At 44.9% G+C, this 23,961-nt stretch carries 22 protein-coding genes; 15 read left to right on the top strand and 7 right to left on the bottom strand.

Translation table 11 applies throughout. The features are described from left to right. Window positions 1–2: 2 nt before the first annotated feature. Window positions 3–521 (bottom strand): thiol peroxidase, encoded by a 519-nt coding sequence (gene tpx / locus AC3WTJ_RS21965; RefSeq protein ID WP_492523628.1) that lies wholly within the window; start codon window positions 519–521, stop codon window positions 3–5. 160 nt (window positions 522–681) lie between these two features. Here tpx and gltC point away from each other — a divergent pair, with 160 nt between their 5' ends. Next, window positions 682–1,566 carry a glutamate biosynthesis transcriptional regulator GltC gene (gene gltC, locus AC3WTJ_RS21970; protein WP_492523629.1) on the top strand — a complete coding sequence of 295 codons (885 nt, stop codon included), beginning with the start codon at window positions 682–684 and terminating at the stop codon, window positions 1,564–1,566. Window positions 1,567–1,619: 53 nt separating this feature from the next. On the opposite strand, the gene AC3WTJ_RS21975 is transcribed toward gltC, so the two are convergent. Further along, the gene (locus AC3WTJ_RS21975; RefSeq protein ID WP_127454570.1) at window positions 1,620–2,312 is read right to left on the bottom strand and encodes a zinc metallopeptidase; all 693 of its coding nucleotides are present in this window, start codon (window positions 2,310–2,312) and stop codon (window positions 1,620–1,622) included. Between the two features lie 21 nt (window positions 2,313–2,333). Continuing rightward, complete coding sequence (locus tag AC3WTJ_RS21980; protein WP_127454568.1) at window positions 2,334–2,774, bottom strand: MerR family transcriptional regulator; 441 nt, start codon at window positions 2,772–2,774, stop codon at window positions 2,334–2,336. A gap of 311 nt (window positions 2,775–3,085) precedes the next feature. Here AC3WTJ_RS21980 and AC3WTJ_RS21985 point away from each other — a divergent pair, with 311 nt between their 5' ends. Genes AC3WTJ_RS21985 through AC3WTJ_RS21995 form a run of 3 tightly spaced genes read left to right on the top strand, consistent with a single transcriptional unit; the run spans window position 3,086 to window position 6,371 of the window. Beyond that, window positions 3,086–4,471: an ammonium transporter gene (locus tag AC3WTJ_RS21985; protein ID WP_407871471.1), complete on the top strand. Its 1,386-nt coding sequence runs from the start codon at window positions 3,086–3,088 to the stop codon at window positions 4,469–4,471. 38 nt (window positions 4,472–4,509) lie between these two features. Further along, the gene (locus AC3WTJ_RS21990) at window positions 4,510–5,592 is read left to right on the top strand and encodes a DUF294 nucleotidyltransferase-like domain-containing protein (RefSeq protein WP_492523630.1); all 1,083 of its coding nucleotides are present in this window, start codon (window positions 4,510–4,512) and stop codon (window positions 5,590–5,592) included. 44 nt (window positions 5,593–5,636) lie between these two features. Continuing rightward, a complete protein-coding gene (locus tag AC3WTJ_RS21995) occupies window positions 5,637–6,371 on the top strand; it encodes an exonuclease domain-containing protein (RefSeq protein ID WP_492523631.1) in 735 nt (244 codons plus the stop codon). On the opposite strand, the gene AC3WTJ_RS22000 is transcribed toward AC3WTJ_RS21995, so the two are convergent. Both AC3WTJ_RS22000 and AC3WTJ_RS22005 read right to left on the bottom strand, forming a co-directional pair. Beyond that, the gene (locus AC3WTJ_RS22000) at window positions 6,365–6,790 is read right to left on the bottom strand and encodes a M67 family metallopeptidase (protein WP_492523632.1); all 426 of its coding nucleotides are present in this window, start codon (window positions 6,788–6,790) and stop codon (window positions 6,365–6,367) included. The genes AC3WTJ_RS21995 and AC3WTJ_RS22000 overlap by 7 nt on opposite strands. 43 nt (window positions 6,791–6,833) lie before the next feature. After that, window positions 6,834–8,153, bottom strand: a complete 1,320-nt coding sequence (locus AC3WTJ_RS22005; RefSeq protein ID WP_492523633.1) for an MFS transporter — start codon at window positions 8,151–8,153, stop codon at window positions 6,834–6,836. A gap of 133 nt (window positions 8,154–8,286) precedes the next feature. On the opposite strand from AC3WTJ_RS22005, the gene AC3WTJ_RS22010 reads away from it, so the two are divergent. Next, entirely contained in the window at window positions 8,287–8,820 is a 534-nt protein-coding gene (locus AC3WTJ_RS22010; RefSeq protein ID WP_492523634.1) for a TlpA family protein disulfide reductase, read from the top strand. Between the two features lie 61 nt (window positions 8,821–8,881). On the opposite strand, the gene cimA is transcribed toward AC3WTJ_RS22010, so the two are convergent. Beyond that, the gene (gene cimA, locus AC3WTJ_RS22015; RefSeq protein ID WP_492523635.1) at window positions 8,882–10,501 is read right to left on the bottom strand and encodes a citramalate synthase; all 1,620 of its coding nucleotides are present in this window, start codon (window positions 10,499–10,501) and stop codon (window positions 8,882–8,884) included. Window positions 10,502–10,714: 213 nt separating this feature from the next. On the opposite strand from cimA, the gene AC3WTJ_RS22020 reads away from it, so the two are divergent. The 7 genes from AC3WTJ_RS22020 (at window position 10,715) to AC3WTJ_RS22050 (ending at window position 19,991) form a co-directional block, all read left to right on the top strand. After that, window positions 10,715–12,016 (top strand): DNA polymerase IV, encoded by a 1,302-nt coding sequence (locus tag AC3WTJ_RS22020; protein ID WP_492523636.1) that lies wholly within the window; start codon window positions 10,715–10,717, stop codon window positions 12,014–12,016. Between the two features lie 7 nt (window positions 12,017–12,023). Beyond that, entirely contained in the window at window positions 12,024–12,530 is a 507-nt protein-coding gene (mobB, locus tag AC3WTJ_RS22025) for a molybdopterin-guanine dinucleotide biosynthesis protein B (protein ID WP_492523637.1), read from the top strand. 66 nt (window positions 12,531–12,596) lie between these two features. Continuing rightward, window positions 12,597–12,830 (top strand): ferredoxin, encoded by a 234-nt coding sequence (locus tag AC3WTJ_RS22030; RefSeq protein WP_127454548.1) that lies wholly within the window; start codon window positions 12,597–12,599, stop codon window positions 12,828–12,830. 164 nt (window positions 12,831–12,994) lie between these two features. Next, window positions 12,995–14,842: a CHASE2 domain-containing protein gene (locus AC3WTJ_RS22035; RefSeq protein ID WP_492523638.1), complete on the top strand. Its 1,848-nt coding sequence runs from the start codon at window positions 12,995–12,997 to the stop codon at window positions 14,840–14,842. Window positions 14,843–14,874: 32 nt separating this feature from the next. Then, complete coding sequence (locus AC3WTJ_RS22040; protein ID WP_492523682.1) at window positions 14,875–16,662, top strand: FecR family protein; 1,788 nt, start codon at window positions 14,875–14,877, stop codon at window positions 16,660–16,662. Window positions 16,663–16,685: 23 nt separating this feature from the next. Then, on the top strand, window positions 16,686–18,305 hold the full coding sequence (locus tag AC3WTJ_RS22045; RefSeq protein ID WP_492523639.1) for an NHL domain-containing protein: 1,620 nt from the start codon (window positions 16,686–16,688) through the stop codon (window positions 18,303–18,305). A gap of 126 nt (window positions 18,306–18,431) precedes the next feature. Continuing rightward, entirely contained in the window at window positions 18,432–19,991 is a 1,560-nt protein-coding gene (locus AC3WTJ_RS22050) for a L,D-transpeptidase (protein WP_492523640.1), read from the top strand. Between the two features lie 163 nt (window positions 19,992–20,154). Here AC3WTJ_RS22050 and AC3WTJ_RS22055 read toward each other — a convergent pair whose 3' ends face one another. Beyond that, the gene (locus tag AC3WTJ_RS22055) at window positions 20,155–20,289 is read right to left on the bottom strand and encodes a hypothetical protein (RefSeq protein ID WP_258567649.1); all 135 of its coding nucleotides are present in this window, start codon (window positions 20,287–20,289) and stop codon (window positions 20,155–20,157) included. Window positions 20,290–20,658: 369 nt separating this feature from the next. On the opposite strand from AC3WTJ_RS22055, the gene AC3WTJ_RS22060 reads away from it, so the two are divergent. From AC3WTJ_RS22060 to AC3WTJ_RS22070, 3 genes are all read left to right on the top strand, one after another. After that, window positions 20,659–22,023, top strand: coding sequence for an ABC transporter substrate-binding protein (locus AC3WTJ_RS22060; protein ID WP_326061632.1), 1,365 nt, complete (start codon window positions 20,659–20,661; stop codon window positions 22,021–22,023). Window positions 22,024–22,110: 87 nt separating this feature from the next. Then, window positions 22,111–23,016, top strand: coding sequence for a carbohydrate ABC transporter permease (locus AC3WTJ_RS22065; protein ID WP_127454540.1), 906 nt, complete (start codon window positions 22,111–22,113; stop codon window positions 23,014–23,016). Between the two features lie 46 nt (window positions 23,017–23,062). Further along, window positions 23,063–23,902, top strand: a complete 840-nt coding sequence (locus tag AC3WTJ_RS22070) for a carbohydrate ABC transporter permease (protein WP_492523641.1) — start codon at window positions 23,063–23,065, stop codon at window positions 23,900–23,902. Window positions 23,903–23,961 lie beyond the last annotated feature (59 nt).

Here is a 23,961-nt window from a genome sequence, read left to right on the forward strand (position 1 = left end):
TATTAAACTAATTTTTTAACAGCTGCTACAGCTGCTTCGTAGTTAGGGTGAGCTGTCATTTCGCCCAGGTATTCCACGTATTGAACGGTGTCGTTAGCGTCGATAACGAAGATTGAACGCATATCAAGTTGAAGCTCTTTGATCAATACGCCATATGCTTCACCGAAGGATTTTGTTTTGTAATCGGACAAGGTGATAACTTTGTCGATTCCAGCTGCTCCGCACCAACGGGATTGTGCGAAAGGAAGATCAACGCTAATTGTAAGTACAGTGACATTGTCACCTAGGCCAGCTGCTTCTTCATTGAAGCGGCGAGTTTGTGCGTCACAAACACCTGTGTCCAAGGATGGAACTACGCTGATCAGCTTTACTTTACCAGCATAATCTGCCAAGGTTACTTGTGTCATCAAGTCTTTGTTCACAGTGAAGTTAGGTGCTTTGTCACCTACTTTAATTTCAGGTCCCACCAAGGTGATTGGATTGCCTTTGATTGTAGCAACACCAGTACGGTCTTGAGCCATTTGAACAGTTCCTCCTTTGATTTCCATGCAATTTAACAACTTTTTCATTATAAGCTTTTTGAAGTTAGGTTGTCCAATTGAAGCTGTGAGGCTATAATTTAAATGCATAAAATGTTGACAGATTCGTAATCCTGTAAGAAAAGTCGGGGGATTCATCCAAGTGGAATTAAGACAATTGCAGTATTTTGTGAAAGTTGCAAGGAAGCAGCACGTGACTCAAGCCGCAGAAGAAATGCATGTGGCTCAGTCGGCTGTTAGCCGCCAAATTCATCTGTTAGAAGAAGAGCTTGGCGTGAATTTATTCGTTCAAAAGGGGCGTAACCTGCATCTCACTTCGGTTGGTCATTTATTTTTAAGCCGCATCGAGGGGATATTGACGGATCTAGAGCGAGCCGTTGGTGAGATGCATGAATTTCTAGATCCGGAGGCGGGGGAAATTCGTATTGGTTTCCCGCACAGCTTAGTTATTAATTTACTTCCAGCTGTCGTTGCCTCTTTTAAGAAGGATCATCCTAATGTGAAGTTCCGGCTTCGCCAAGGGACGTACACATCTTTGATTCGAGATGTTAGCAAAGGTGAGATCGATCTTGCATTTATTTCGCCATTTCCGGAGTCCCATGAGCATGTGACAGGTGAATTACTGCTGACGGAAGAATTATATGCGATTATTCCGGCCAATCATATCCTGGCTGATTATACGTCGATTCGTCTTGAACAGTTGAAACATGAGAACTTTGTTATGTTTAGTGAAGAGTATACGCTGCGTTCTATTGTCATGGAGGCATGCTTGAAGGCCGGTTTCATCCCGAAAATCGAATTCGAGGGAGAAGAGACAGATACCATTCGTGGTCTAGTTGCCGCGGGAATGGGGGTCAGCTTGCTGCCTGCGATGGCGCTGATTGAAGGCGGCCAGATGCAGCCTGCCAAAATCCGTGTTACCGATCCGCAAGTAACCCGTACTATAGGTTTAATAAGCCGGAAAGGTGAAAAGCTTCCGCTAGTAGCTGAAGTGTTCAGACGCTTTCTGCAAGAATACTTTCAATAAAAAAGCTCTCCTGTGTGCTGCTTGTGCTGCAGCGCATGGAGAGCTTTTTTGGATTAATCGTCGTTGTTGCGGCCTGTAAATATCATGATATATTTCAGTAGCTCTAGCACGGAGATTAACGCTGCCGCGACATAAGTAAGTGCTGCTGCATTAAGGACCTTGGCTACCCCGCGTTCTTCCTGATTGGAGATGAATCCTTCGGAAACCATCAAATCGCGGGCTCTGGAGCTAGCGTTGAATTCTACCGGCAAGGTGACCAGTTGAAAGGCGACGGCTGCTGCGAAAAAGATAATGCCCAGACCGAGAAGCCATGGAATCTGTTGGAACAAGAACCCCGCTAAGATTAAAAGTGGAGCTACACCGGATGCAAAATTTACAACAGGGAACATGTAATGTCTTGCAACGAGCATAGGATAATGTACTTTGTGTTGAATCGCATGCCCGACTTCGTGACAGGCGACGGAAACGGCGGATATGGAGCTTTCATAGTAGACAGGCTCTGATAGTCGAACTACCCTAGCCGTCGGGTCGTAGTGATCTGTTAACGTGCCTCGTACGGCTTCAACAGGGACATCATAGAGCCCGTTGGCATCCAGCATCCGACGTGCGGCCTGGGCGCCTGTCATGCCTGAGTAGACAGGGACACTAGACCATTTGTTGAATGTTCCGCGAACTCTGAACGAAGCCCACAAAGAAAGAGCGAATGCAATAATAATGAGAAAATCCATTGGGTGAAAAAATAACATTTCACATGCCTCCGTAATTCGTTATGAGAACGGATTTTTACCTAGAAGAACAATTAATGCTTCAATGCATGCTGCAGTTGGTTGCGTGAGAATGCGATAGAGCTTTTTGAGCTGATTTGGCTTCAACTGTTGGATAATAGGCCCGAGTTCTTTGGCTTCCTTCATTAACTGTTCAAGATGAAGCTGAATTGATGTCAGCTTATCTCTCACTGTGTCATCTTGGGATACCTTGCTCCATTGCTGTAAGTTTGCTTTGATCTCCTCTAGGGTATATTTCTCGTTCTTCATAGTTTCAATACGTTTAAGTCGATTCAAAGTTTCATCGCTATAAAGTCGGTAGTTCGTATCGGATCTTTTCTCGGGCTCGATCAAGTTAAGCTTGGTGTAGTAATCAATGGTTCGAGAACTAACATCGGCAAGTTTGGCAAGTTCCCCGATTTTATATAGCTTCTCATTTTCCATGTTTCATTCACCTCTACTCCAATGTCATATAATAAATTCCTTCTATATAATAATGATACCTGATTACAAACCGTACAGTCAAACGTGATGCTTATGCTATCATACCTGACAAGGGTTCAAAGATAGGAATCTTAACATTTTTCACAATAAATTAATGAAAACACGAATTATGCCTGTTCGATGTCAGGTTATTTTTCGTTTTTTTCATTTTTTTAGAGAAAATCCTATTGTCAAACCCATATAACCTGTATATAATGACATTAAGAGTTTCATTACATGTTATTTAATCTAACATTAAAGGAAGTGGTCGTATGATTAAGAAGTTGTTGTTAGCTTTTGGTGTCATGGCTCTGCTGTTCCCTACTCTCGCATTTGCTGCAGATGAAGCGACAGTTCCCCAATTGCAAAGTGCAATCGATGCCGTTTGGGTCATGTTAGCCGCAATTTTAGTTATCTTCATGCAAGCTGGTTTCGCCTTATTAGAAGCAGGGTCGACTAGGATGAAAAATGCCGGTCACGTAGCCGGTAAAACAATCTTAACCTTCGGACTATGTGCCATTGCATTCTGGGCTGTTGGTTTCGGTTTCGCCTTCGGTGATGGCAATGCCTTCTTCGGAACAACAGGGTTCTTCGTTACAGGATTGGAAGATCAAGCTACAGCGGCATTCGGGTCGCTATCTGCATCTGATGTACCTATCGGAATCAAATTCTTATTCCAACTGGCTTTCGCAGGTGTATCCTTGGCGATTGCTTGGGGGGGATTCGCAGAAAGAGCGAAGCTTCCTGTTTACTTTATCTTCGGAATTTTGTTCACCGTTGTGATTTATCCAATCGTTGCTCACTGGGTATGGGGTGGCGGCTGGTTGAGTAAGCTTGGTATGCAAGATTTCGCGGGTTCAACGGTCGTTCACTTACAAGGTGCGACAGCAGCTCTGGTAGCTACAATCTTGTTAAAACCACGGATTGGCAAATATAATAAAGATAAAACGCCAAATCTGATTCCTGGTCATAACCAAGTGTTGTCTGTTCTCGGTGTTATCATTCTTTGGATCGGTTGGTTTGGATTCAACCCAGGTAGTACGCTAAGTGCAATGGGAGATGGATTCTTCGGTTACATCGCTTTGACAACAAACATGGCTGCTGCGGCAGGTGGTGTTGCTGCACTGATCATTTCCTGGATGTACTTTGGTAAAGCGGATATTCCTAGCATGTTGAACGGTGTTCTAGCAGCGCTTGTTGCAATTACAGCAGCGTGTGCGTTCGTAGATACTTGGGCTGCAATTGTTATCGGTGCGGTAGCGGGTATTGTTACTTTCTTCACGGCGCAATGGTTTGAAAAAGCTGGGATCGATGATCCGATCTACGCTTTCTCTGTACATGGTATTGCTGGTATCTGGGGTACGCTTTCCACGGGACTGTTCGCAACTCCTGAACTGTCTGCTAAAGTTGGTGTCGGTGGCGCGGGGTTATTCTACGGCGGCGGTTTGCACCAACTAGGTATTCAAGCGCTTGGCGTTTTCGGAGCATTGGCATTCGTACTTGTTTTATCCTTCATTATCTTAGGAATTCTTAAAGCTACAGTTGGTCTGCGTGTAACGGAAGAAGAAGAAATCATTGGTCTGGACTTGTCTGAACATGGTTCATACGGTTACCCAGAGCAAATGAAAAAAGCAGCTCAAAACGGCGTGTCCGTTTAATATCACATAACTTTTTACTTGGGCAAAGGGGATGCAACATGAAACATCTCTCAATGGAACAGATCCTGGAGCGTATCTATCTATCGGAACAGTTCGATGAGATGCGAATAACCAGAGATCAGGTGCATGAGATGTTTCGGGAGCATCTCCTTTTCTCTCATACACCTGAATTAGGTCGAAAAGTGAACGCTGTTCACGATGCTTTTATACAGAGAACGATTGAGCTTGCTGAACACATTTTAGAAGATGAAGGCTTTGGGAAACCGCCTGTGCCGTATGCTTTTATTCTGTACGGTAGCGGAGGACGAAGTGAACAAACGCTTTGGAGTGATCAGGATAACGGGCTTGTATATGGGGAAAGCGACCAGCATCCAAAGGAAGAAGTAGAAGAATACTTTATTAAATTAGTTGAATGCATCTTGAAAGGTCTAGACGCGTTAGGATACCCGCCGTGTGAAGGTAATGTTGTTTCTAGCAATATACAATGGCGTAAGCCGTTATCAGAGTATACCCAAATGATGCTGGAATGGCTGAGGGAACCGGAGTGGGAAAATATCCGTTACCTGCTCATCATGGCGGATATGCGGTGTATATACGGATCGCAAAATTTGGTCGATCAACTGAAGGATACGTTTTTAACCTATGTTCGGGAGAACTCGGGCATTCTGAACGATTTATTATCGAATACGCTCCACCACAAAATATCGTTAGGTGTTTTTGGGCAGTTGATTACGGAGAGGTACGGCGAAGATGCTGGTGGTTTTGATATCAAATATGGTGCTTATATTCCTATCGTGAATGGTATACGTCTACTCGCTATCCAAGCTGGCATTATGCACTCATCGACTTTGCAAAGGATAAAGTTACTAAAGGAAAGTGGTTTTATATCAGATCAATTAGCTGATGAGTGGTTAGAGGCATTCTGCGTAGCACTTAAACTCAGGGACTTGACACCATTCCAATTAGAAAATGAGATGTACACAACCCGCGGGAGGCTGGCGGCTGATCAATTAACCAAGGAAGTCAAACAGGAATTGAAACAATGTTTACGTGCCGGGATTGAACTGCAAAAGTATGTTAAAAGGTCGATTGTTTCACATATAGAGAGAGAAAAGGGTTAGATGGATCGGAATACATTTTTCTTGTGTGGGAGAGGTGAATTGGGATGAAAGATATGCGGCCTGGCGGACGTATGTGGCAGTTGTACAAAATGGGGGGGTTGACACCGGCTATAACCTCCATGTTTGATGTGCAAAGTGCCCAGCAGATGGCTTTTATTCGCTCGATGTTAAAGGAACAGCGGAAGGATTCCCTGTTTGAAATACCGCTGCACTCGATGGAAATTGTAGTTTTTGATTTGGAAACGACAGGATTTTCTCCTTATAATGGTGATGAAATTATTTCGTTCGGCGGCGTCTCCGTCATTGGTGGTGAAGTTCAGAGGAATCATACTTTCTATAGTATGGTAAATCCGAAACGTAAAATTCCAGAAGACATCATTGAATTGACAGGGATTACGAATGAAATGGTAGCGGATGCTCCTGAATTGATCGGCGTTTTGAGCGATTTTCTGGAATTTGTCCAACAGCGAATTTTGGTAGCTCATGCAACCGGGCATGATAAAAACTTTCTGAATTCTGCGCTCTGGCGAACTTCTAAGGTCAGTTTATCTCATCGTGTATTGGATACGATGATGATTGCGAAGTGGCTGATGCCAAAAAGAAAAAATTTAAGCTTGGACTCCCTGCTTCATGCCTATGATATACCCGTTACTAAGCGCCATCATGCCCTAGAGGATTCCTTGATGACTGCAGAGCTGTGGTCTCGATTCATGGAGGAGATCAAAGCGAGGAATGTTGATACGCTGGGTGATCTATACGCCCTCTTAAGCCATCATTGACCGATTACAAACGCGAGTTTGTGATAACCGGTCGATGGGGCTTTTTTTATTTGATAAACCATTAACTCAGGGCTATCTGGGTTCATCAAAGAGAGGATCCAATGAGTAGGAATCGTATGCCAAAGGGTTTGCAGGTCCGCGGCGGATGGAACCGCGGAAGCTGTTGGATGTGAGTGGAATAAGCCCAACACAGGATTTTGGTTGTTTGTTACATACGGAATCATCTCCGCCGGGTTCAACTCGAAATGAATTCGAGGGTTGGTGGAGCAATTCCGCATGGGAACAAACGAAGAGGCTAGAAGCTCTTCGTTTGGGCTCGTAGATTTACCTAAAATGAGGCCGCATGCTTCCTCCGGCATCATTTGTTGGCTGAATTGCAGCAGCTTATTGTAGAGTTCTTTTTTTAAATATACGATCACTGCGCCCCCGCCTTAAAATGAGACTAAGATTGAGGCTAGTATATCATGCTTTTCCTTTCAATTCTTCATTCGGTTTGATGCAGAAAAAGACGAGTGCTAACATCAGGAGAGCCATGGAGGCTACTGTTATGAACAAGGTTTTATGCGACATATTCATGAGCCATCCGAATAATGGCGGACCGAATGCCACGCCGATAAAACGAAGGCTGTTGTACAAAGACGTGATCATACCACGCTGATCGCGTTCTACTGAACCGGTGATCATGGTATTTAGACAGGGTAGGAGAAGTCCTGTGCCTATTCCGCTAAGCGATAGAAGTCCTATGAACACATACAGGTTCGTATTGAGAAAGATCGCTAATGTTAAGGAGACTGTCATCAAAATCAGTCCGATATTCATTAACCATCGCATCAAAGTGCCATTTTGTTTGATTTTCGCGCCGGTTGTGTAGGAGGTTATGACCATGCAAAGCAAGGGAACGGCCAGTACGAGCCCTTTACGGACTCCCTCGATGCTGTAGGGCTTTTCCTCTAGGATTTGAGATAGATAAAAGAGAACGCCGAACAGAATGAATAAAGTGATCGCCCCGGCAAAAAAGGCAGGGATAAGCCAACGTCCTTTTTCTCGCAGGATATCTCTGATTTGCTTTAAATACGTGCCGAGAGGTTCTGCTTTTTTCTCATTCGGAGGTTCTTTAATCATGAAAATAACGGCCAGCAAAGCTAATACACAAAAGATCGGAAACGCGAAAAAGGGGGCAAACCAAACGATCATGGCAAGTAATGAGCCTAATATCGGACTAACCACCTTGCCTGCTCCATTTGAGGCTTCTATAAGGCCTAGTGCTTTGCTTGCGTCTCCGCCTTTGTACAGATCGCCAACTAATGCCATGGCTATAGGGGCTGTACCAGCCGCTCCAAGGCCTTGTATGGCACGTGCGATGATCAGGATGGGGTAAGAGTGCCAGACAGCCCCGAAGCCCGCCAGAACACCAGCTGCTCCGTAAACGATAAGCGATGGAATGATGACGGATTTCCGCGTAAAGCGATCTGACAAATAGCCGGATACCGGAATGATGACGCCTGCAGCAATCGAGAAAAGTGTAATGACAAGGGAACTTTGGAAGCGGGAGATGCCCATCTTTTCCTGTAAATCAGGTAAAATAGGGACTAGCATCGAATTCCCTAGGACGAGAACCAAAGGAATTGTTGCTAACGCAATGTATTCCCATATGGAGCCTTTGCTTGACTTATCTTTGGACTTGCTGTTCGATTTGTTATTTGATGGGTTGTTTGAACCGTTGCTGGCATGGTCACTAAATCTGTTTTTGGTCCTGGTGTTGGATGTTGCAACTTTGTTCACTTTGATTATTCCTTTCATCGCAATTGGTAGACTTACTTTTCCCGTAAATGGGGAAAGCATACTTTGTTGATTTGCCGATGTTGGAAATTAGGCTGGATTGGAGATAATATAGACAATGGAGGTGAACACATTTTTGAAGAAGAATGTATTTGTGATTGTATTGGTCGTCGTATTAGCCGGGATAGCTATTTATCAAAACGCCCAGCATAAGAATAAACAGACCCTAATGCCAACAGAACAAGCGCCTCAGGTGAATTTCCTTGCCCCTTCGTTTACCTTAACTGGGCTTGATGGAAAAGCGTACACGATTGGCGGTCCGCGCGAGAAACCTTTGCTCGTTAATTTCTGGGCATCCTGGTGTGGTCCGTGTGAGGAAGAAGCGCCGGATCTGGTGAATGTATATAACAAATACGAAGGACTGTTTGACTTGTATGCGGTGAATGTGACGCCTGGGGATAAAATGGAGAATATCAAAAAGTTCGTGGAAACGTATAAATACCCTTTCCCGGTGCTGTTGGACAAGCAGGGAACGAACGCGGATGCGTACCGGGTTGTTGCGATTCCAACGAGTTTTCTGATTGATAAAAATGGTGTCGTCCGCGAAGTTATTCACGTGCTTTCGCCAAAAGAACTGGATAAGAAGATCGCGGGTCTCATCAAGGGATGACAAAAAAAGCTGCAAGTTAGCCTCATAGGGCGAATTTGCAGCTTTTGTCTGTGTGTTAGTCTTAGTGATTGATCAAACCAAGTCGCTCGTTCTGCTCTCTGTTGGCCGGCTCAACACGTTGTCTGCTGATCAGCGCATAGCGCAAGCTGTCAACAAGCGCATACCAACTGGCTTCGATGATGTTACTGGATACCCCCAGCGTGTTCCATGTCGTGTTAAAGTCTGTCGTTTCCATCAGGACGCGAACTTTACCGGCTGTTGCGTCTTTCTCGTCAAGGACACGAACTTTATAATCGGATAGGTGGATGTTCTTGATATCCGGGTAATATTGGATAAGCGCTTTGCGTAAAGCGTTATCCAGGGCGTTGACGGGACCATTTCCTTCTGCCGCGGTGTAGATCGTTTCGCCATGCACTTTAACCTTGACGATGGCTTCCGATACGACGGATTGGTTCGCGGATTTCTCAACAAGCATTTTAAACGATTCTAAAGTGAAAATTTCTTCAAGTCCTTCAAATGCTTCACGCAGCAGCAACTCAAGTGTCGCATCCGCTCCCTCGAACTGGTAGCCTTGATGTTCCAGATCTTTGATCTTCTCGATCACTTGTTTGGTTTTCAGAGGCTCTTTATCGAAGTCTAAGTTGAGTTCTTGCGCTTTGACAAGCACGTTGCTTTGGCCGGCAAGCTCTGAGACAAGGACGCGCTGTTTATTGCCGACTAGCTCTGGTTTCGTGTGCTCATACGTGCTTGCATCTTTAAGGATGGCAGATACGTGAATACCGCCTTTGTGGGCGAATGCAGCGTTACCGACATAAGGTTGATTAATCGGCATATGCATGTTGGCAATTTCGCTGATATACCTGGAAACCGGTGTTAATGTTTTCAATTGTTCCTCGGTGATTACGTGGTATCCCAGCTTCAATTGAAGGTTAGGGATAATTGAGCTCAAGTTCGCGTTCCCGCAGCGCTCGCCATAGCCGTTAATCGTACCTTGAACCTGTCCGGCACCGGCTTGAACGGCAGCGAGGCTGTTGGCTACTCCTAACTCGCAGTCGTTATGCGCATGAATGCCAACAGGCGTTGATACATGCTGCTTCACAGCGGTCACGATTGCGGTTACTTCACCAGGGAGCGAACCTCCATTGGTATCACACAATACGATCCAGTCTGCACCGGCATCTTGGGCTTTTTTGATCGTTTGCAAAGCGTATTCAGGATTGTTTTTGTAACCGTCAAAGAAATGCTCTGCATCATAAATGACTTCTAATCCGGAGCTTTTCAAAAAAAGTACGGAGTCATAGATCATGGCCAGATTTTCTTCGAGTGTCGTTTGAATGGCTGTATGCACGTGGAAGTCCCAAGATTTCCCGAAGATGGTTGCTACCTGCGCACCTGATTCAACAAGTCTGTTCAGATTAATATCGTCTGAAGCAACGGAATCTTTGCGTCTTGTGCTTCCGAAGGCGGTAATCTTGGCATTGGTGAACTTCATATCGCGGACACGCTCAAAGAATTCGATGTCTTTGCTGTTGCTGCCCGGCCATCCGCCTTCAATATAATGAACCCCAAGCTCATCGAGCTTCCGGGCAATTTTAATTTTATCCTCAACAGATAAGCTGATGCCTTCTCCTTGAGTTCCGTCTCGTAGGGTAGTGTCGAAGATTTTGACTGATGTTGGCATGGGTTCCTCCTTCAAAAGCTGGCAAAAATGACTTGGTTACGTATGTGTAGGTTAATATGCTTGCTTTAAAGCGCTAATGTATAATTTACGATTATAACATAATATTACGGGTAAAGACATCATAACTCAAAAATGCGTTTGCTTGAACCCATATTTTTTTGTATGCTGAAAATGACTTTCATCTAGTTTTTTGAATATGGAAGGGGTTGTGAAATGACGACGGTCGAGCATCACTATCCCAAGCAAGGCAGAGTTATTTTGCATATTGATATGAATGCATTTTATTGTTCGGTCCATGAGGCTGTCGAGCCAGACATATATAGAGGGAAACCCATCGCAGTTGCCGGAAGTGTGGAGCTCCGCAGAGGGATCATTGTAACTTCCTCTTATGTGGCCCGATCGATGGGAATTAAGACAGGCATGCAGGTCGGACAGGCTTTGAAAATATGCCCTGATTTGATGCTTATCCGGCCTGATTTTGAATTGTACCGCAGTTTTTCAAGACGTTTTATGCAAATCGCCTACAGCTATTCTCCCATGGTCGAATCGATGTCGATTGACGAGTGTTTTGTAGATATTACCGGATCCAAACAGTTTGGTACCCCTCTTGAAATTGCCGGGACAATCCAGCAAAGGATTATGAAGGAGCTGCAGCTGCCCTGCTCCATTGGCGTTGCACCAAATAAATTATTAGCTAAAATGGGCTCGGATATGAAAAAACCGAATGGCATCTCTGTTCTGCGCCTCCGGGACGTGCCAACTGTCTTATGGGACAAACCGTGCAACTATTTATACGGGATTGGCAAAAAGACGGCGGACAAGCTGACAAAGCTAGGCATCTTCACACTCGGGCAACTGGCGGAGGGTGACGAGCTGCTGCTAAGTAAGCATTTTGGCGTTTTGGGCCCACATCTAAAGCGTTCGGCGAATGGGATCGATAACTCGCTGGTTAACCCTGAGCAAGAGCAAAGTAAATCTATCGGCCATACGACAACACTGCCTCGGGATTATATAGAAAGAAAAGAGATTCACCGCGTTTTCTTGAATCTTGCCGATCAGGTGGCAAGAAGGCTTCGGAAGCAGGAATTGATGACGTCCACGATCCAAATCACCATTCGTGATCCGGACATGAGGACGATTACGAGATCCGTTACTTTGCCTACGCCGACGGAGCATATGGATGACATCTACAGAACTTCCTGCCAACTGTACGATCATCAATGGGAGGACGGCAACCCGGTCCGGTTGTTGGGGATTACCTTGCAAAATCTAACGAGCAAAGAAGAGACGTTCGTGCAGCTTGATTTATTTGATTACGAGAAGCAGCCAAAACGCGAAAATTTAAATAAAATCATGGATGGACTCCGGGATAAGTTTGGCGAGAACGCGATTCTGACCGCGGGTATGATGAGTGACGACCCTTCTGCTTTTATTAGAAATCATAAGTCAAGAGGAACTTCCTTGCAGATGGATCATTTGAAAAATAATCCGCTTCATAAGGAAGAGGAGAAGTGAGGGGATTATGGCACATTGTATCGGTTTTGCCGGATATTCCGGCAGCGGCAAAACGACTTTGATTGCTAAACTAGTCATTGAAATGAAACGCCGCGGCAAGCAGATCGCTGTATTGAAACATGATGCACATGGACACTATAAGGAAGCATCCGGAGCAGATTCTACAATTTTTGCGCAATCCGGTGCGGAAGCTGTCGTAACAATCTCTACTGATTCTATTCATGTCTATGAAAAAAAATGCAAGCCTGACTTGCAAGAGCAAATCAACGCTTATGCTCACATGGATTATGTTTTTGTTGAAGGATTTAAGCGGGAAAAGCATCCAAAGATCGCTGTCTTTCGTACAATAGAGCAGAGTGAAATTATTCAAGCTCTAGAACACGAGCCTATAGCGATTGCAACGGATATGGAGGCGCTGGATTCTCGGTTCTCAACCCTGCCAAAGCTTGATTTGAATGACATTGTTGCTCTCGCAGACTTTGTTGAAAGGTATTTTAAGGCAGAACAATTTTAAGGTTTGAACTTTGTCCTCATTTATATTATATTTTACAATGAGGATAAAATGAGGAGGAGTTAAACTATGGCAAAGTATACATTCGTTGATAAAGATACTTGTATTGCTTGTGGCGCTTGCGGAGCTACAGCACCAGACATCTATGATTACGATGATGAGGGCTTGGCAGAAGTGATTTTTGATGGAGATGGTAACAAAGGGGTAACTGAAATCCCTGAAGATCTGTTCGATGATCTACAGGATGCACAAGATGGCTGCCCAACTGATTCCATCAAAGTTGCGGATTCACCTTTTAACTAATCATAACCCAACTTGTGGCGCGTTCCACAATATGTCGAAAAAGCTCGGTTCCTGCAAAGGGATCGGGCTTTTTTTCTGCTACAATTTGTATTTTTTTGTAACAATTCATTGCCAATTGTTTTCCTCCATCTTACAATGAAGCTAGTATGCATGGGGAGGCTCTTATGGGTAAAAAGAAATGGATCAATACGTTGGCAGCGGGACTTGTGTTGATGCTGTTGTCGACATATTTCTACACGGTGAACTCGAGCGGGTTATTTTATTTTATTGAGGGTCCCCTTCAAGATGTGTTGCGTAAAGCCAAATCTGTGGAAGAACGCCAACCGGAGGATCGGATCAAAATTGTCAAGATTGATGAGAAATCGTTAAAAGCAATCGGGAAATTCCCGTGGGACCGAACAACCTACGCGCAATTGATAGAGAAGCTGGAACAATCCGGCGCAGCTGCAATCGGCATAGACGTGGTCTTAGCTGAACCTTCCAAAAACCCCGCAGACGATAAGGCATTGGCTGATGTTCTGGCCAAATATCATAATGTTATCCTGCCCGTTCAAATCAATTACCCCTCCAAACAGCAGCAAGCAGGAGATCTTGTGCCTGAGAGAGTTGACTACCCAACGACAACCTTAACAACTAATAAGCAGCAAATGGCGCATATTAATGTGTTTGTCGATAAAGATGGAAAAGCACGAAAGCTTCCGGTGGGATTGCCGGATGAGAATGGGACTTTCATACCAGCTTTCAGCGTTGCCCTTGCCAATCTCGTACTTGACGACAATGAGAAGGTTAAACGAGATGAGGCGACGGGAGAATGGAAACGCGGCAGTGCCGTTTTGCCGACAAATGAAAGAAATCAGGTAACGACGGAGTTTTTCACGCTGCCCAGGCAGAAAGTGGATGCTACTACCGGTTACGAGATGCTGTCATTTGTGGATGTTTTGAATAGCAAAAATCCTTTGCCTCTGCAAGGCAGCATTGTATTGGTTGGGCCTTTCGTGACGGCAATGCAGGACGAATATCCTACGCCGATCAGTTCTGTCAAAATGTTTGGAATCGAAATCCATGCCAATATGATCCAAACTTTGTTGGAAAGCAAATTTTATAAAGACGCAAGTACGCCTGTAGGAATTGGTCTTATTCTACTTATTTCCGTACTAGCCATTTACTTATTTGAGAGATTTAAAGGGAAAACCGCACTATTTATTTTCATTGGCATGTTCGTTGTTTATGGAGGCGTGTGGTTAGCCTTTTATATTGCGGGTTCAACTTTTGCGCCACTCGTTTATCCGCAATTTGCCCTAGTCACTATATACATATGGTCATTGGTAAGTCATTACCTGGATGAGCGCAAAGAGCGTAATCGGGTAACAGGGATCTTCGGCAGATTTGTTTCAAAGTCGGTAGTAGACGAGCTGTTGCAATCTGGAGAAGATGTCAAGCTTGGTGGAAGCCGTAAGGATATATCTCTGATTTTCGTTGATATTCGCGGATTTACGCCAATGTCAGAACGGTTAGAGCCCGAACAAGTCATTCAAGTTTTGAACGAATATTTGGATGTATGTACGAAGGCGATTTTTAAATTCAATGGAACGCTTGATAAGTTCATAGGTGATGGTGTTATGGCGATGTTCGGCGCTCCTATTGAATATGACAATCACCCGGAAATGGCTGTTCGCGCAGCGATTGAAATGAAGTCGCAGGCGAATGTGCTTGAGCAGAAGTTGATCGAGAAGTACGGGATCGGCGTGAAATTCGGTCTGGGCATCAATAGCGGACCTGCAGTAGTCGGGAACATTGGCTCCGAAGACCTTCGTCTGGACTATACGGCGATCGGAGATACCGTGAATTTGTCAGCACGTCTGGAATCGAATGCAAAACCAGGGCAAATTCTCATTAGTGAGCAAACGTATGAGCGGGTCAAAGACCTTTTTGAAATTGCGTCTATCGGTGAAATCAAAGTTAAAGGGAAAGAAAAACCCGTAGCGGTATATGAAGTCATCGGGAATCTGTAAAGTTGGAAACTAGGGAGGAAGCTGGTGTGGGGATGTCCAAGAAATCATTTGTCTCATTATGTTTAAGCTTAAGTTTGATATTTAGTTTGATATCCGTGCTGCTTGTTAAGCCTGTAGATGCCAAAACGGTTAGGGTTGCTGTTGTATCGGTCTTATCAGGAGAAGTAACTGTCAAAAAAGGCGGAGGCTCCAAAACATACGATGCTTATGAGAACATGAGTTTAAATCAAGGGGATACCGTTTATACGGGTGCGAGCTCATCTGTGACGCTTAATTTGAGCAACGGAGATGCGGATGTAACCTTGGGGGAAAATGCGGAAATCAATGTGTCCGACCTCAATACTTCGGATGGAAACAAGAAGTCCAAGCTCAAAGTATGGGCAGGTTCCTTGTGGGTCAAAGTGAAATCATTAGCCGGTTCCAATGATGAATTTGAAGTTGAAACACCGACTGCCGTCATGGGTGTCCGGGGAACGCAGTTCTTTGTGATGGTTGATCCGGTAACAGGTGCCATCAAAATGGCGGTTGGGGCAGGTAAAGTGTCCGCTTCTACGGTAACAACGGGCGAGGATTCGGAGCAGAAAACAGCTGTTACCTACTTGTATCCCACGCAACAAATTTCACTTGATGGCAGAGATGAAACTGAGGATTTGGCATTGAAAGTGGATTTCCTCGATCTGGATGATTTCGTCAAGCAGGCGTCGCCTGAAGTTATCAAAGAGTTCATCCTGAACAAAGCGGAAATCGATAAAGAAAATGAGGAATTCATCGCCAAGAAAGCAACGGAACTTGCTGAGGGCAATGTAACCGATGATGAGAATTTAGTCGTAAAGAGCAAGGATGAGCTCGAGAAAGTGAAACAAAATTTCGATAATTTAATCGGAAACATTGCCAAAAAAGCTCTGGCTGAAAAGAAACTTGATCAATCTTCGATGGATAAAGTGATTGCAGACGCCAATAAAAAGATTTCTGAGGAAAACAAGAAATTAGATTTGAGCAAAGTGAAGGATTTGGATAAAACGGCGGGTGTAGACGCTGAAAAAGAGAAACAAAAACAAGAGCTTCTAAAGAAACTTGATGCTGAAAAACTGAAAAAGAAGCTCGAACAGGAAAAAAAGCAAGTTGAGCTGAAGAAGCAGCTGGAGGCGCAGCTTAAACTGTTGGAAGAGCAGAAGAAAAAGCTGGAGGCAGCTACGAAAGCCGCCGAGGAAAAGGCTAAAGCAGATGCATTGGCGAAGTTGAAGGCGTCGGAAGCCGTTAAACCAGTGACACCACCGATCGTTGAAGGTACGAATTCCGGAGGAAGTTCCGGTGGAAATACAAATCCAGGTAATCCTGATACACCAGTGCCGGCTGTGAGTCTAACAGCGACATTAAACGAAACAAGTCCAAATCCCAATACATACAACTTGGATATTAATTTGAAAAATTTCGTTGAATCTAATGATATTTATGGTGTAGAGGTCCATCTGTTCTATGGTGAAGATACTTATTACAGTGATGACATGCCGCCTGTTAATGGAACGATTTTTGGGCGGGAAAACAGTACCAATTATGTCGAACATATCAAAGAACATGTGGGCGATGGTCAAAAAGAACTGATTTACGCGGTCACGGGTTATGGGGATGCAGGCAATATCAAGGTTTCTGATCTTCAAAAGCTAGTGACAATTCCTTTGCAAGGTTATGGGCATCAAGAAGTTAGTGTTGGGAAGATCGTCATTGTACGGAAAAATGGCACGTCCGTTCAAACCATCCCCATTGTTGAATCGAGTATTCAGCCGGTAACTTTAGATCTAGATCTCCATACGGGTGTTTAATCGAATTATTAAAGGAGAAACCTATGAAACCCTTAAAATATATCCTTATTTCTACGTTTGCGGCTGCGACTTTACTTATAGGTTCGTCCGCGTGGGCGGCGGGCTTGTCAGCAGATGCGCTGCGTTCGAGCAATGGCCAAATTCTAGCGGATGTTACGACGTTCGCCGGGATTGGGGATTTTGAAGATGTAAACGGCGATGCCTTAAGTGCCGCATTTCGTGCGCCGGGCAGTGTTCTTCAACTGCCTGACGGCAGCATTCTGATTGCAGATACTCGCAATCATCTTATTCGTAAGGTATCGGGAGGCAAAGTTACGACGTTCGCAGGACCAGAGGTTGTTGTTACGACGAACAGCCAAGGATTTCCAACGGGAGGGCTCCTGGATGGCAAAGCCTCTGAAGCATTTTTTAATGCTCCGTCAGGCTTGGCCGTTGACAGCAAGGGGAATGTATATGTAGCCGACTCTGCGAATAACGCGGTTCGTAAAGTGGACACGAACGGACAAGTTACTACGCTTGCAGGAAACGGTGTTCCGGGTAAGAAGGATGGCAAAGGAGCGGACGCGAGTTTCTATCATCCGAGTGATGTTGCGGTAACGGCGGATGGAATTGTATACGTAGCGGATTCGCTGAATCATGTGATTCGTAAAATTTCTACGGACGGAACGGTTTCAACATTGAATGCAGCCTCTACTCGTGCAATTCTGATTCGTCCCGGAGAGGCATCATTTGCTGGTGAGTACCAAGACGGTAGTTTAGCTGAAGCAAAGTTCAATGAGCCTTCCGGTCTTGCTCTGGACAGCAAAGGAAATCTGTACGTAAGCGACACAGGCAATCAACGCATACGGTACATCGATTTGCAAGCTGGCAGCGTAAAGACAGTAGCTGGATCTACGGCACTTTTAAGCAATAATACGATTTATGAAAAAAATGAGCTGTATGCTGGAGGTGACTTCGCTGATGGCGAAGCGTTGAAAGCTAAGTTTGATTTTCCAAGAGGACTCGCCGTGACTTCAGAAGGCGGAGTTTTGATAGCAGACAGCTTAAATCATGCGATTCGTTATTTATTGGATGGTAAGGTTACAACGATATCCGGCACGGTGCAAACAGGTGAGACGGATGGGGTTGAGCGGGCAGCTGAATTTTATAATCCTAGTGATGTCATGGTAACGGAACAAGGAAATATCCTTGTTGCAGATTCTTCGAATAATAAAATCCGTAAAATAACGCCGTATCATTTACCGTCAAATTTAGCCAGCCAAGGAATTAATGTCGTACATGGCGATAAAGTGATTGTTTTCGATGCTCAGCCTGAGCTTCAGGATGGACGGACGATGGTTCCGGTTCGAGCAATCAGCGAAACATTTGGTTTCGAAGTTAAGTATGCAGAACAAGCCGGCAAAAAGATTGTACAACTGAATAAAGGAACCACGACTGTGGAGCTAACCATTGGTGAAACTGGCATTGTGCTTAAACAATCGGGACAAGCGGATGTGAAGCAATCTACGGATGTATCGCCTTATGTGAAGCAGGACAGGACGTATGTGCCGATTCGTTTCTTCGCGGAACAAATCGGTTTGGATGTTCAGTGGGATGAAGCGACGCATACAGCGATTTTACGCACTAAATCATTTGTGAAATAAGAAATAAGCGAGCCTAGCGAGGGGAACCTTGTTGGGCTTGTTTTAATTTGAGCTTCAACTCCAAGCTTCATCTGCCGATAAATTTGAGAGAGTTAATCTCGAAGTTCGTGCGGGGAGGTGTCCGGGATGAAAAATAATCATCGCCAAGATCAGTTGGAACGATTCTTCCAACATAATCCGATCGAAGATCCGCTGTATCTTAAGAAATATGTCAAAGAGCATCCTGATCATAAAATGGCTTGGTATTTATTGGGGAGAGAATACGCGGCGCAAGGGAAAGAAGGCAAGGCAGCCTACTGTTTTGCGCAAGCTGGCGAGATTTATGAGGCTTTTGAGCGTCAAAAAATAATAATTGAAGGTCCGCTTCCTACAGATCCATCTACCGTCTCTAGGAACGCTAAGGGGGCAGAGAGTTCGAGCCGGGTGAGGAATAAAGGGAAGTGGATGCCGCTCTTGGTGCTTTTGCTGCTTTTGGCAGTTCCAGCCGCAATAGACTCTGCGAATGGCGGTGTGACTAATGAAGCTGCAAAGACAGCACCTGGCAAAAACGCGAATGCTAATGCCGAGGTTCAATCCGCTCAAATACAGGGAGAAGTGCCAGGGCCAGGGACGAAGTTATATTTCTCGGAAGGGGATTGGGGGAGAGGGCTTCAGCAGGTCCTTGCTACTTCCAGCTTGAGCGCCGGAGAATCGGTTATTATGCAAGCGCCGCGCAGTGCAGATGGCAAATGGATCGAGTGGAACAGATCAGTGAGTCCGCTGTTAAGTGTGACGTCTGATGGTGGAGGCGGGAATTCGTCTGCTTTGAAATACTATCAGTCGCAAATATGCTCATGCCAAGTTGCTGACAGCACAGCGCTTGTTCCTGTCATTGAGCAATGGATGAAGGATCGTGAACAGGCGATAGTGCTGCAGAGCGCGATGAAGGCTTATCAAGCGAAAACGGGTTCGCTCCCTGAGGCGCCTGATCAGCTGGCCAAGCCCTACCCGGACAATTTGCTTCCGGGGCTTACGCCGGAGATGAAGGAGCTGTTTCCACAAACGCTCAAGATGTTGAAAGCCAATCCTGCCCCACCTGGGCAGGCTCAGGGGACGAAGCAAGCAGAGGAACGAGCGCAATCTGGTCCAGAGGGCAAAGGGGCGGCTATGCCGAGCAGCTCGCAGCCTAAAACATCAAGCGACCCTTTGCGTGAACCGCTCAGCATCATGATTGACACAGATAAGCATCTACTTGCCTTGGTTAGCGGAGATAAGATCATTCGCAGCTATCCTGTCGGGTTAGGCGGCGAGAAAACGCCTCAGGGTGATTTTATCATTAGCGAAAAGGTGCGCAACCCAAACGGCAAATCCAATGGAGAATTCGGGAGCCGAGGTATGACGTTATCCGATACGCTGTATGCTATTCACGGGACGAACAAACCTTCCAGCATCGGCAAAGATGAGTCTCACGGCTGTGTCAGGATGCAGCAGGCGGATGTTGAAGAGCTTTATGACATGGTGACACATCAAACGAAAGTAACCATTGGCAAGGGGATTTTGCCTGAGCCGGGTTCAGGCGACGGATCAGGAGCGGGAGCAGGATCCCCTGGCAGTGGAGCTGGGAGAGGGAAGCCGAATCAATCCTTCGGACTGCCGCTGCAGACAAATGACAGCAATCCAGGTAAGAAGTATAAATGGTTGGATTAACCCTGTCCTGTCAGCCTTATAAATGATTGAAGTAAACCCCGCCTGAATCAGATTCAGACGGGGTTATTTGCTGTTCATACAAGCAGCTGAGGATTTGTATTGACAATCGCAAAGAAAGCGATTACAATTCAAAATGTGATAAATTCAATCATTTCAGTTGTAATCATTTGTCCAAAATGAGCAGTAATGTCATGCCGATTATGACAACAAGCAAAATGGCGCCTGTCCAAATGATGGCTTTCTTATTGACTTCCTCTTTGACTCTACGATTAACAGCTGTTGGTTTGCGTTTGGACATAGGAATCACCCTTTACTTAGGATTAAACGATATGATCTATCATATCATAAGATGGGTCGATCATAGAATATAGTAGCCACAAGGAAATTTTTGTAACAGGTATTGACGATCATGTCATTATGTTGTAAGATTTAGTCACACAAAGCAACAAAAATAATTTAATATGTTAGTTTTAATAACATGTTACCGTAAGGGCATTAGTTATTAGAAGAAAGCAAGTCTTCTTCTATAACTATGCCCTTTTATTTTTTTTCAATAACGGATTGCTGAAAGGGGTTGGTCGTACAAACGTCGGATGGACAGGATGATGGAAATTCGCTACTCCAAAATAACCAAACAGATTTATTAAAAAAGGGAGAAGATGAACACATGAACATGAAAAAATGGTCAACAATGGGCCTCGCTGCATCTATGGTACTTGTAGCAGCAGGTTGTGGTAAAACCGCCGCTCCGGCAGAAACGACAAAACCCGCTGCATCAACAGCACCAGCAGCCACAGCCGCTGCAAGCGCTGCGCCTACTGCGGCAGCAGCAAAAAAACTAACAGGTGATTTTGAAATCCAATACTTTGTTGGCGGATACGGCGACAAATGGTGGAAGAAAGTTATTGCTGATTTCCAAGCGGCAAACCCGGATCTGAAAATTAAAGAAAGTGCGGGACCAAAAATCAACGAACAAATGAAACCCCGTTGGATCGCTGGTAACCCACCTGATTTCGTATATATTGATGGACCTGAACTGTTCGATCGCCAAATGGTGACAGACGGTCAACTGGAAGATTTGACAGATTGGATCAAAGACGCGAAAAACGTTGACGGCGACAAAATTATCGATTTGCTTGCTCAAAAGCCACAAGAATTTGACGGCAAAATCTATAACGTTCCTTTCGTTATGAGCTCATGGGGTATTTTCTACGATAAAGCCCTATTCAAAGAAAAAGCTTGGGCGGAGCCAAAAGACTTTGAAGATTTCTTGGCAGTAAGCGAGAAAATTAAAGCCGCTGGCATTAATCCTTTCATTCACACTGGTAAATACCCTTATTACATCAATGGTGCAGTACTATTCCCTGCCATCGTATCGGCGAATAACAATGACTACAAATTGCTGCAAGATATGTCCACAAACAATCTTGAAGCTTGGAAAAACCCTGCCATCATCAAAGGTCTGAACAAAATCGTTCAATTGCGCGATAAAGGATTCATCGATAAAGCATCCGTTCAAATCAACCACACGGATTCCCAATCCTTGTTCTTGCAGCACAAAGACGCTTTCATCCCGAACGGGTTGTGGCTGCCAAACGAAATGGCGAAAGACGTTCCAGCTTCCTTCGACTTCGGATTCATCCCTTCCATCACGCAAGATAAAGGTGGAAAAGTGGTAGCGAACACGTCCACAGCGACATTTGCCATCGCGAAAAAAGCGAAAAACAAAGATGCTGCAAAAGCATTCATGCAGTTCGTATTCTCCAAAACGCAAGCTTCCCAATGGGCTGAGCTGAGCGGAGCTCCTTCTAACGTTAAAGGTGACATCTCTTCCTCCAAAGCACCTAACTTCGTTAAAGACGCTGCCAAATTCTTGTCTTCACCGGACACAGTGGTCGTACCTACGGTTTCCTTCGCAGCGGACGTTGACAAAGCTATGCAAGATGCGAGTGTTGCCTTGACAATCGGAACCATTACCCCTGAAGAGTGGGTAAAACGTGTAACGGATGTCGTCGCCAAGCAGAAGAAATAGCAACCGTATGAGGCAGTGCGGAGAACAAATAAGGCTAAGTGCCCTAGGCGTTCTCCGCCATTTTAATGATAGGACGGTGAGGATAGAATGAAGGCCAAGTCAAAAGTGTGGAAAAGGAATATGTTCATCGCTTCATTCATCATTCCGACTTTTTTATTCTTCTGTGTGTTCACGATCTATCCTGTTATACAGGCCTTGCAGAAGTCATTCTACGATTGGTCAGGAATGTCGGAGAACAGTACATTTATCGGTTTTGACAATTTCAAAGAGATATTTAAAGACCCAATTATCCTTACAGCCATTGGGAATGATTATTTCTTAGTCGTTGGTAAAGTGATTGGCATTATGATTCTGGCCACGTTCTTCGCAGTCGCTTTGACACGTTTCAGAGTGAGAGGATCCGGTTTTTTCCGAGCCATCTTTTTTATCCCGAATGTCATCTCAGTCGTTGTTATCGGCGTACTCTGGAACTTCATCTACAATCCGCAAATTGGATTCCTGAATGCTTTCCTATCGCTATTTACAGGTGAAAAGGTTGATATTACTTGGCTAGGTTTTCCTCAGCATACGATTTGGATGCTATTGCCGCCTACGATCTGGGCTGGCATCGGATTTTACATGATCTTGATGATTGCTGCAATCGTGAATATTCCTGCTTCCTACTACGAAGCAGCTAATATAGATGGAGCCGGTCAATGGTCGCAATTCCGCAACATTACGATGCCGCTCATCTGGGAGCAAATTAAAGTTTCGGTTGTTAACATTGTAATCACAACGCTCAACGGTTCCTTTGTCATTGTTCAGCTCATGACGAACGGCGGGCAGCCTGACAATACAACCCAAGTGATGGGATCTTACCTGTATCGGATGGCTTTTCAACAGTATCATTTCGGTTATGGAGCGGCCATCGGTGTGATGATCCTGATCGTCTCACTGATCACAACCCTTATTCTGCAGCGCGTTATGCGCCAGGAAACCATCGAAATGCATTAAGGCCATCTTAGAAAAAGAAAGATTCTGAAGGAGGGGGAACCATCTTATGGAGATTAGAAATCCGTTAGCCAAAACGATTGTCTGGATCATTCTTCTGATTTGGGGCGTTGCCGTCCTGTATCCTTTGTTATGGACACTGCTCGACGCACTCAAAAATAATGAGCAATTTTTCTTGAACGCCCCTTGGGCGCTGCCGAAATATCCACTGTTATGGTCCAACTTCTCCTATGTCTGGAGCAAATATAACTTCAGCACTTATTTTCTGAATTCCATTATTGTCACTGCAGGAAGCACCCTGCTTGGCATGATTCTTGCGGCGATGACGGCGTATATTTTAGCGAGGTATGATTTTAAAGGAAATAAAATTATTTTTACGATTTACATCTCATCGATGATGATTCCTTTCGCGTTGGCTTTGATCCCACTGTTCTTCTTACTCAATGATTTGCAGTTGATCAATACGTGGCTGGGGTTGATACTTGTGTACGCAGCGCTGAACTTGCCATTCGGAATTTTCTTGCTGGTCGGATTCTACAAATCGCTGCCGAAAGAAATTGAAGAAGCCGCTATCATTGACGGGACCTCTCATTACGGTACTTTCTTCCGAGTCATGCTGCCGTTGTCACAGCCTGGTCTGATTACGGTTATGATTACGAATATGCTCAATAACTGGAACGAATATTTCTTGGGCGTTGTTTTAACGAATGAGCCAACGAAGTATACACTTCCAATCGGTTTAGCCGTTATGCAAGCTGAAATGCAGTATCGTGTGGAGTGGGGGCCGTTGTTCGCAGGTCTTCTGATTACGACCCTCCCAACCCTGATTGTGTATATCATCTTCCAACGCCAAATCGCAAGCGGGATTACGGCGGGAGCGGTGAAATAACAGCACACTGTTGCATAGAAAAAACACCTTATCCTAGAGGATTTTATCCTTTCGGGAGG

The organism is Paenibacillus sp. FW101-FHT12H11 (assembly GCF_058790355.1).

Coding starts and splice junctions, on each gene's coding strand:
- tpx (WP_492523628.1), bottom strand. CDS start 521: ATGGCTCAAGACCGTACTGGTGTTGCTACAATCAAAGGCAATCCAATC.
- AC3WTJ_RS21975 (WP_127454570.1), bottom strand. CDS start 2,312: ATGTTATTTTTTCACCCAATGGATTTTCTCATTATTATTGCATTCGCT.
- AC3WTJ_RS21980 (WP_127454568.1), bottom strand. CDS start 2,774: ATGGAAAATGAGAAGCTATATAAAATCGGGGAACTTGCCAAACTTGCC.
- AC3WTJ_RS21985 (WP_407871471.1), top strand. CDS start 3,086: ATGATTAAGAAGTTGTTGTTAGCTTTTGGTGTCATGGCTCTGCTGTTC.
- AC3WTJ_RS21990 (WP_492523630.1), top strand. CDS start 4,510: ATGAAACATCTCTCAATGGAACAGATCCTGGAGCGTATCTATCTATCG.
- AC3WTJ_RS21995 (WP_492523631.1), top strand. CDS start 5,637: ATGAAAGATATGCGGCCTGGCGGACGTATGTGGCAGTTGTACAAAATG.
- cimA (WP_492523635.1), bottom strand. CDS start 10,501: ATGCCAACATCAGTCAAAATCTTCGACACTACCCTACGAGACGGAACT.
- AC3WTJ_RS22020 (WP_492523636.1), top strand. CDS start 10,715: ATGACGACGGTCGAGCATCACTATCCCAAGCAAGGCAGAGTTATTTTG.
- mobB (WP_492523637.1), top strand. CDS start 12,024: ATGGCACATTGTATCGGTTTTGCCGGATATTCCGGCAGCGGCAAAACG.
- AC3WTJ_RS22030 (WP_127454548.1), top strand. CDS start 12,597: ATGGCAAAGTATACATTCGTTGATAAAGATACTTGTATTGCTTGTGGC.
- AC3WTJ_RS22035 (WP_492523638.1), top strand. CDS start 12,995: ATGGGTAAAAAGAAATGGATCAATACGTTGGCAGCGGGACTTGTGTTG.
- AC3WTJ_RS22040 (WP_492523682.1), top strand. CDS start 14,875: ATGTCCAAGAAATCATTTGTCTCATTATGTTTAAGCTTAAGTTTGATA.
- AC3WTJ_RS22045 (WP_492523639.1), top strand. CDS start 16,686: ATGAAACCCTTAAAATATATCCTTATTTCTACGTTTGCGGCTGCGACT.
- AC3WTJ_RS22050 (WP_492523640.1), top strand. CDS start 18,432: ATGAAAAATAATCATCGCCAAGATCAGTTGGAACGATTCTTCCAACAT.
- AC3WTJ_RS22055 (WP_258567649.1), bottom strand. CDS start 20,289: ATGTCCAAACGCAAACCAACAGCTGTTAATCGTAGAGTCAAAGAGGAA.
- AC3WTJ_RS22060 (WP_326061632.1), top strand. CDS start 20,659: ATGAACATGAAAAAATGGTCAACAATGGGCCTCGCTGCATCTATGGTA.
- AC3WTJ_RS22065 (WP_127454540.1), top strand. CDS start 22,111: ATGAAGGCCAAGTCAAAAGTGTGGAAAAGGAATATGTTCATCGCTTCA.
- AC3WTJ_RS22070 (WP_492523641.1), top strand. CDS start 23,063: ATGGAGATTAGAAATCCGTTAGCCAAAACGATTGTCTGGATCATTCTT.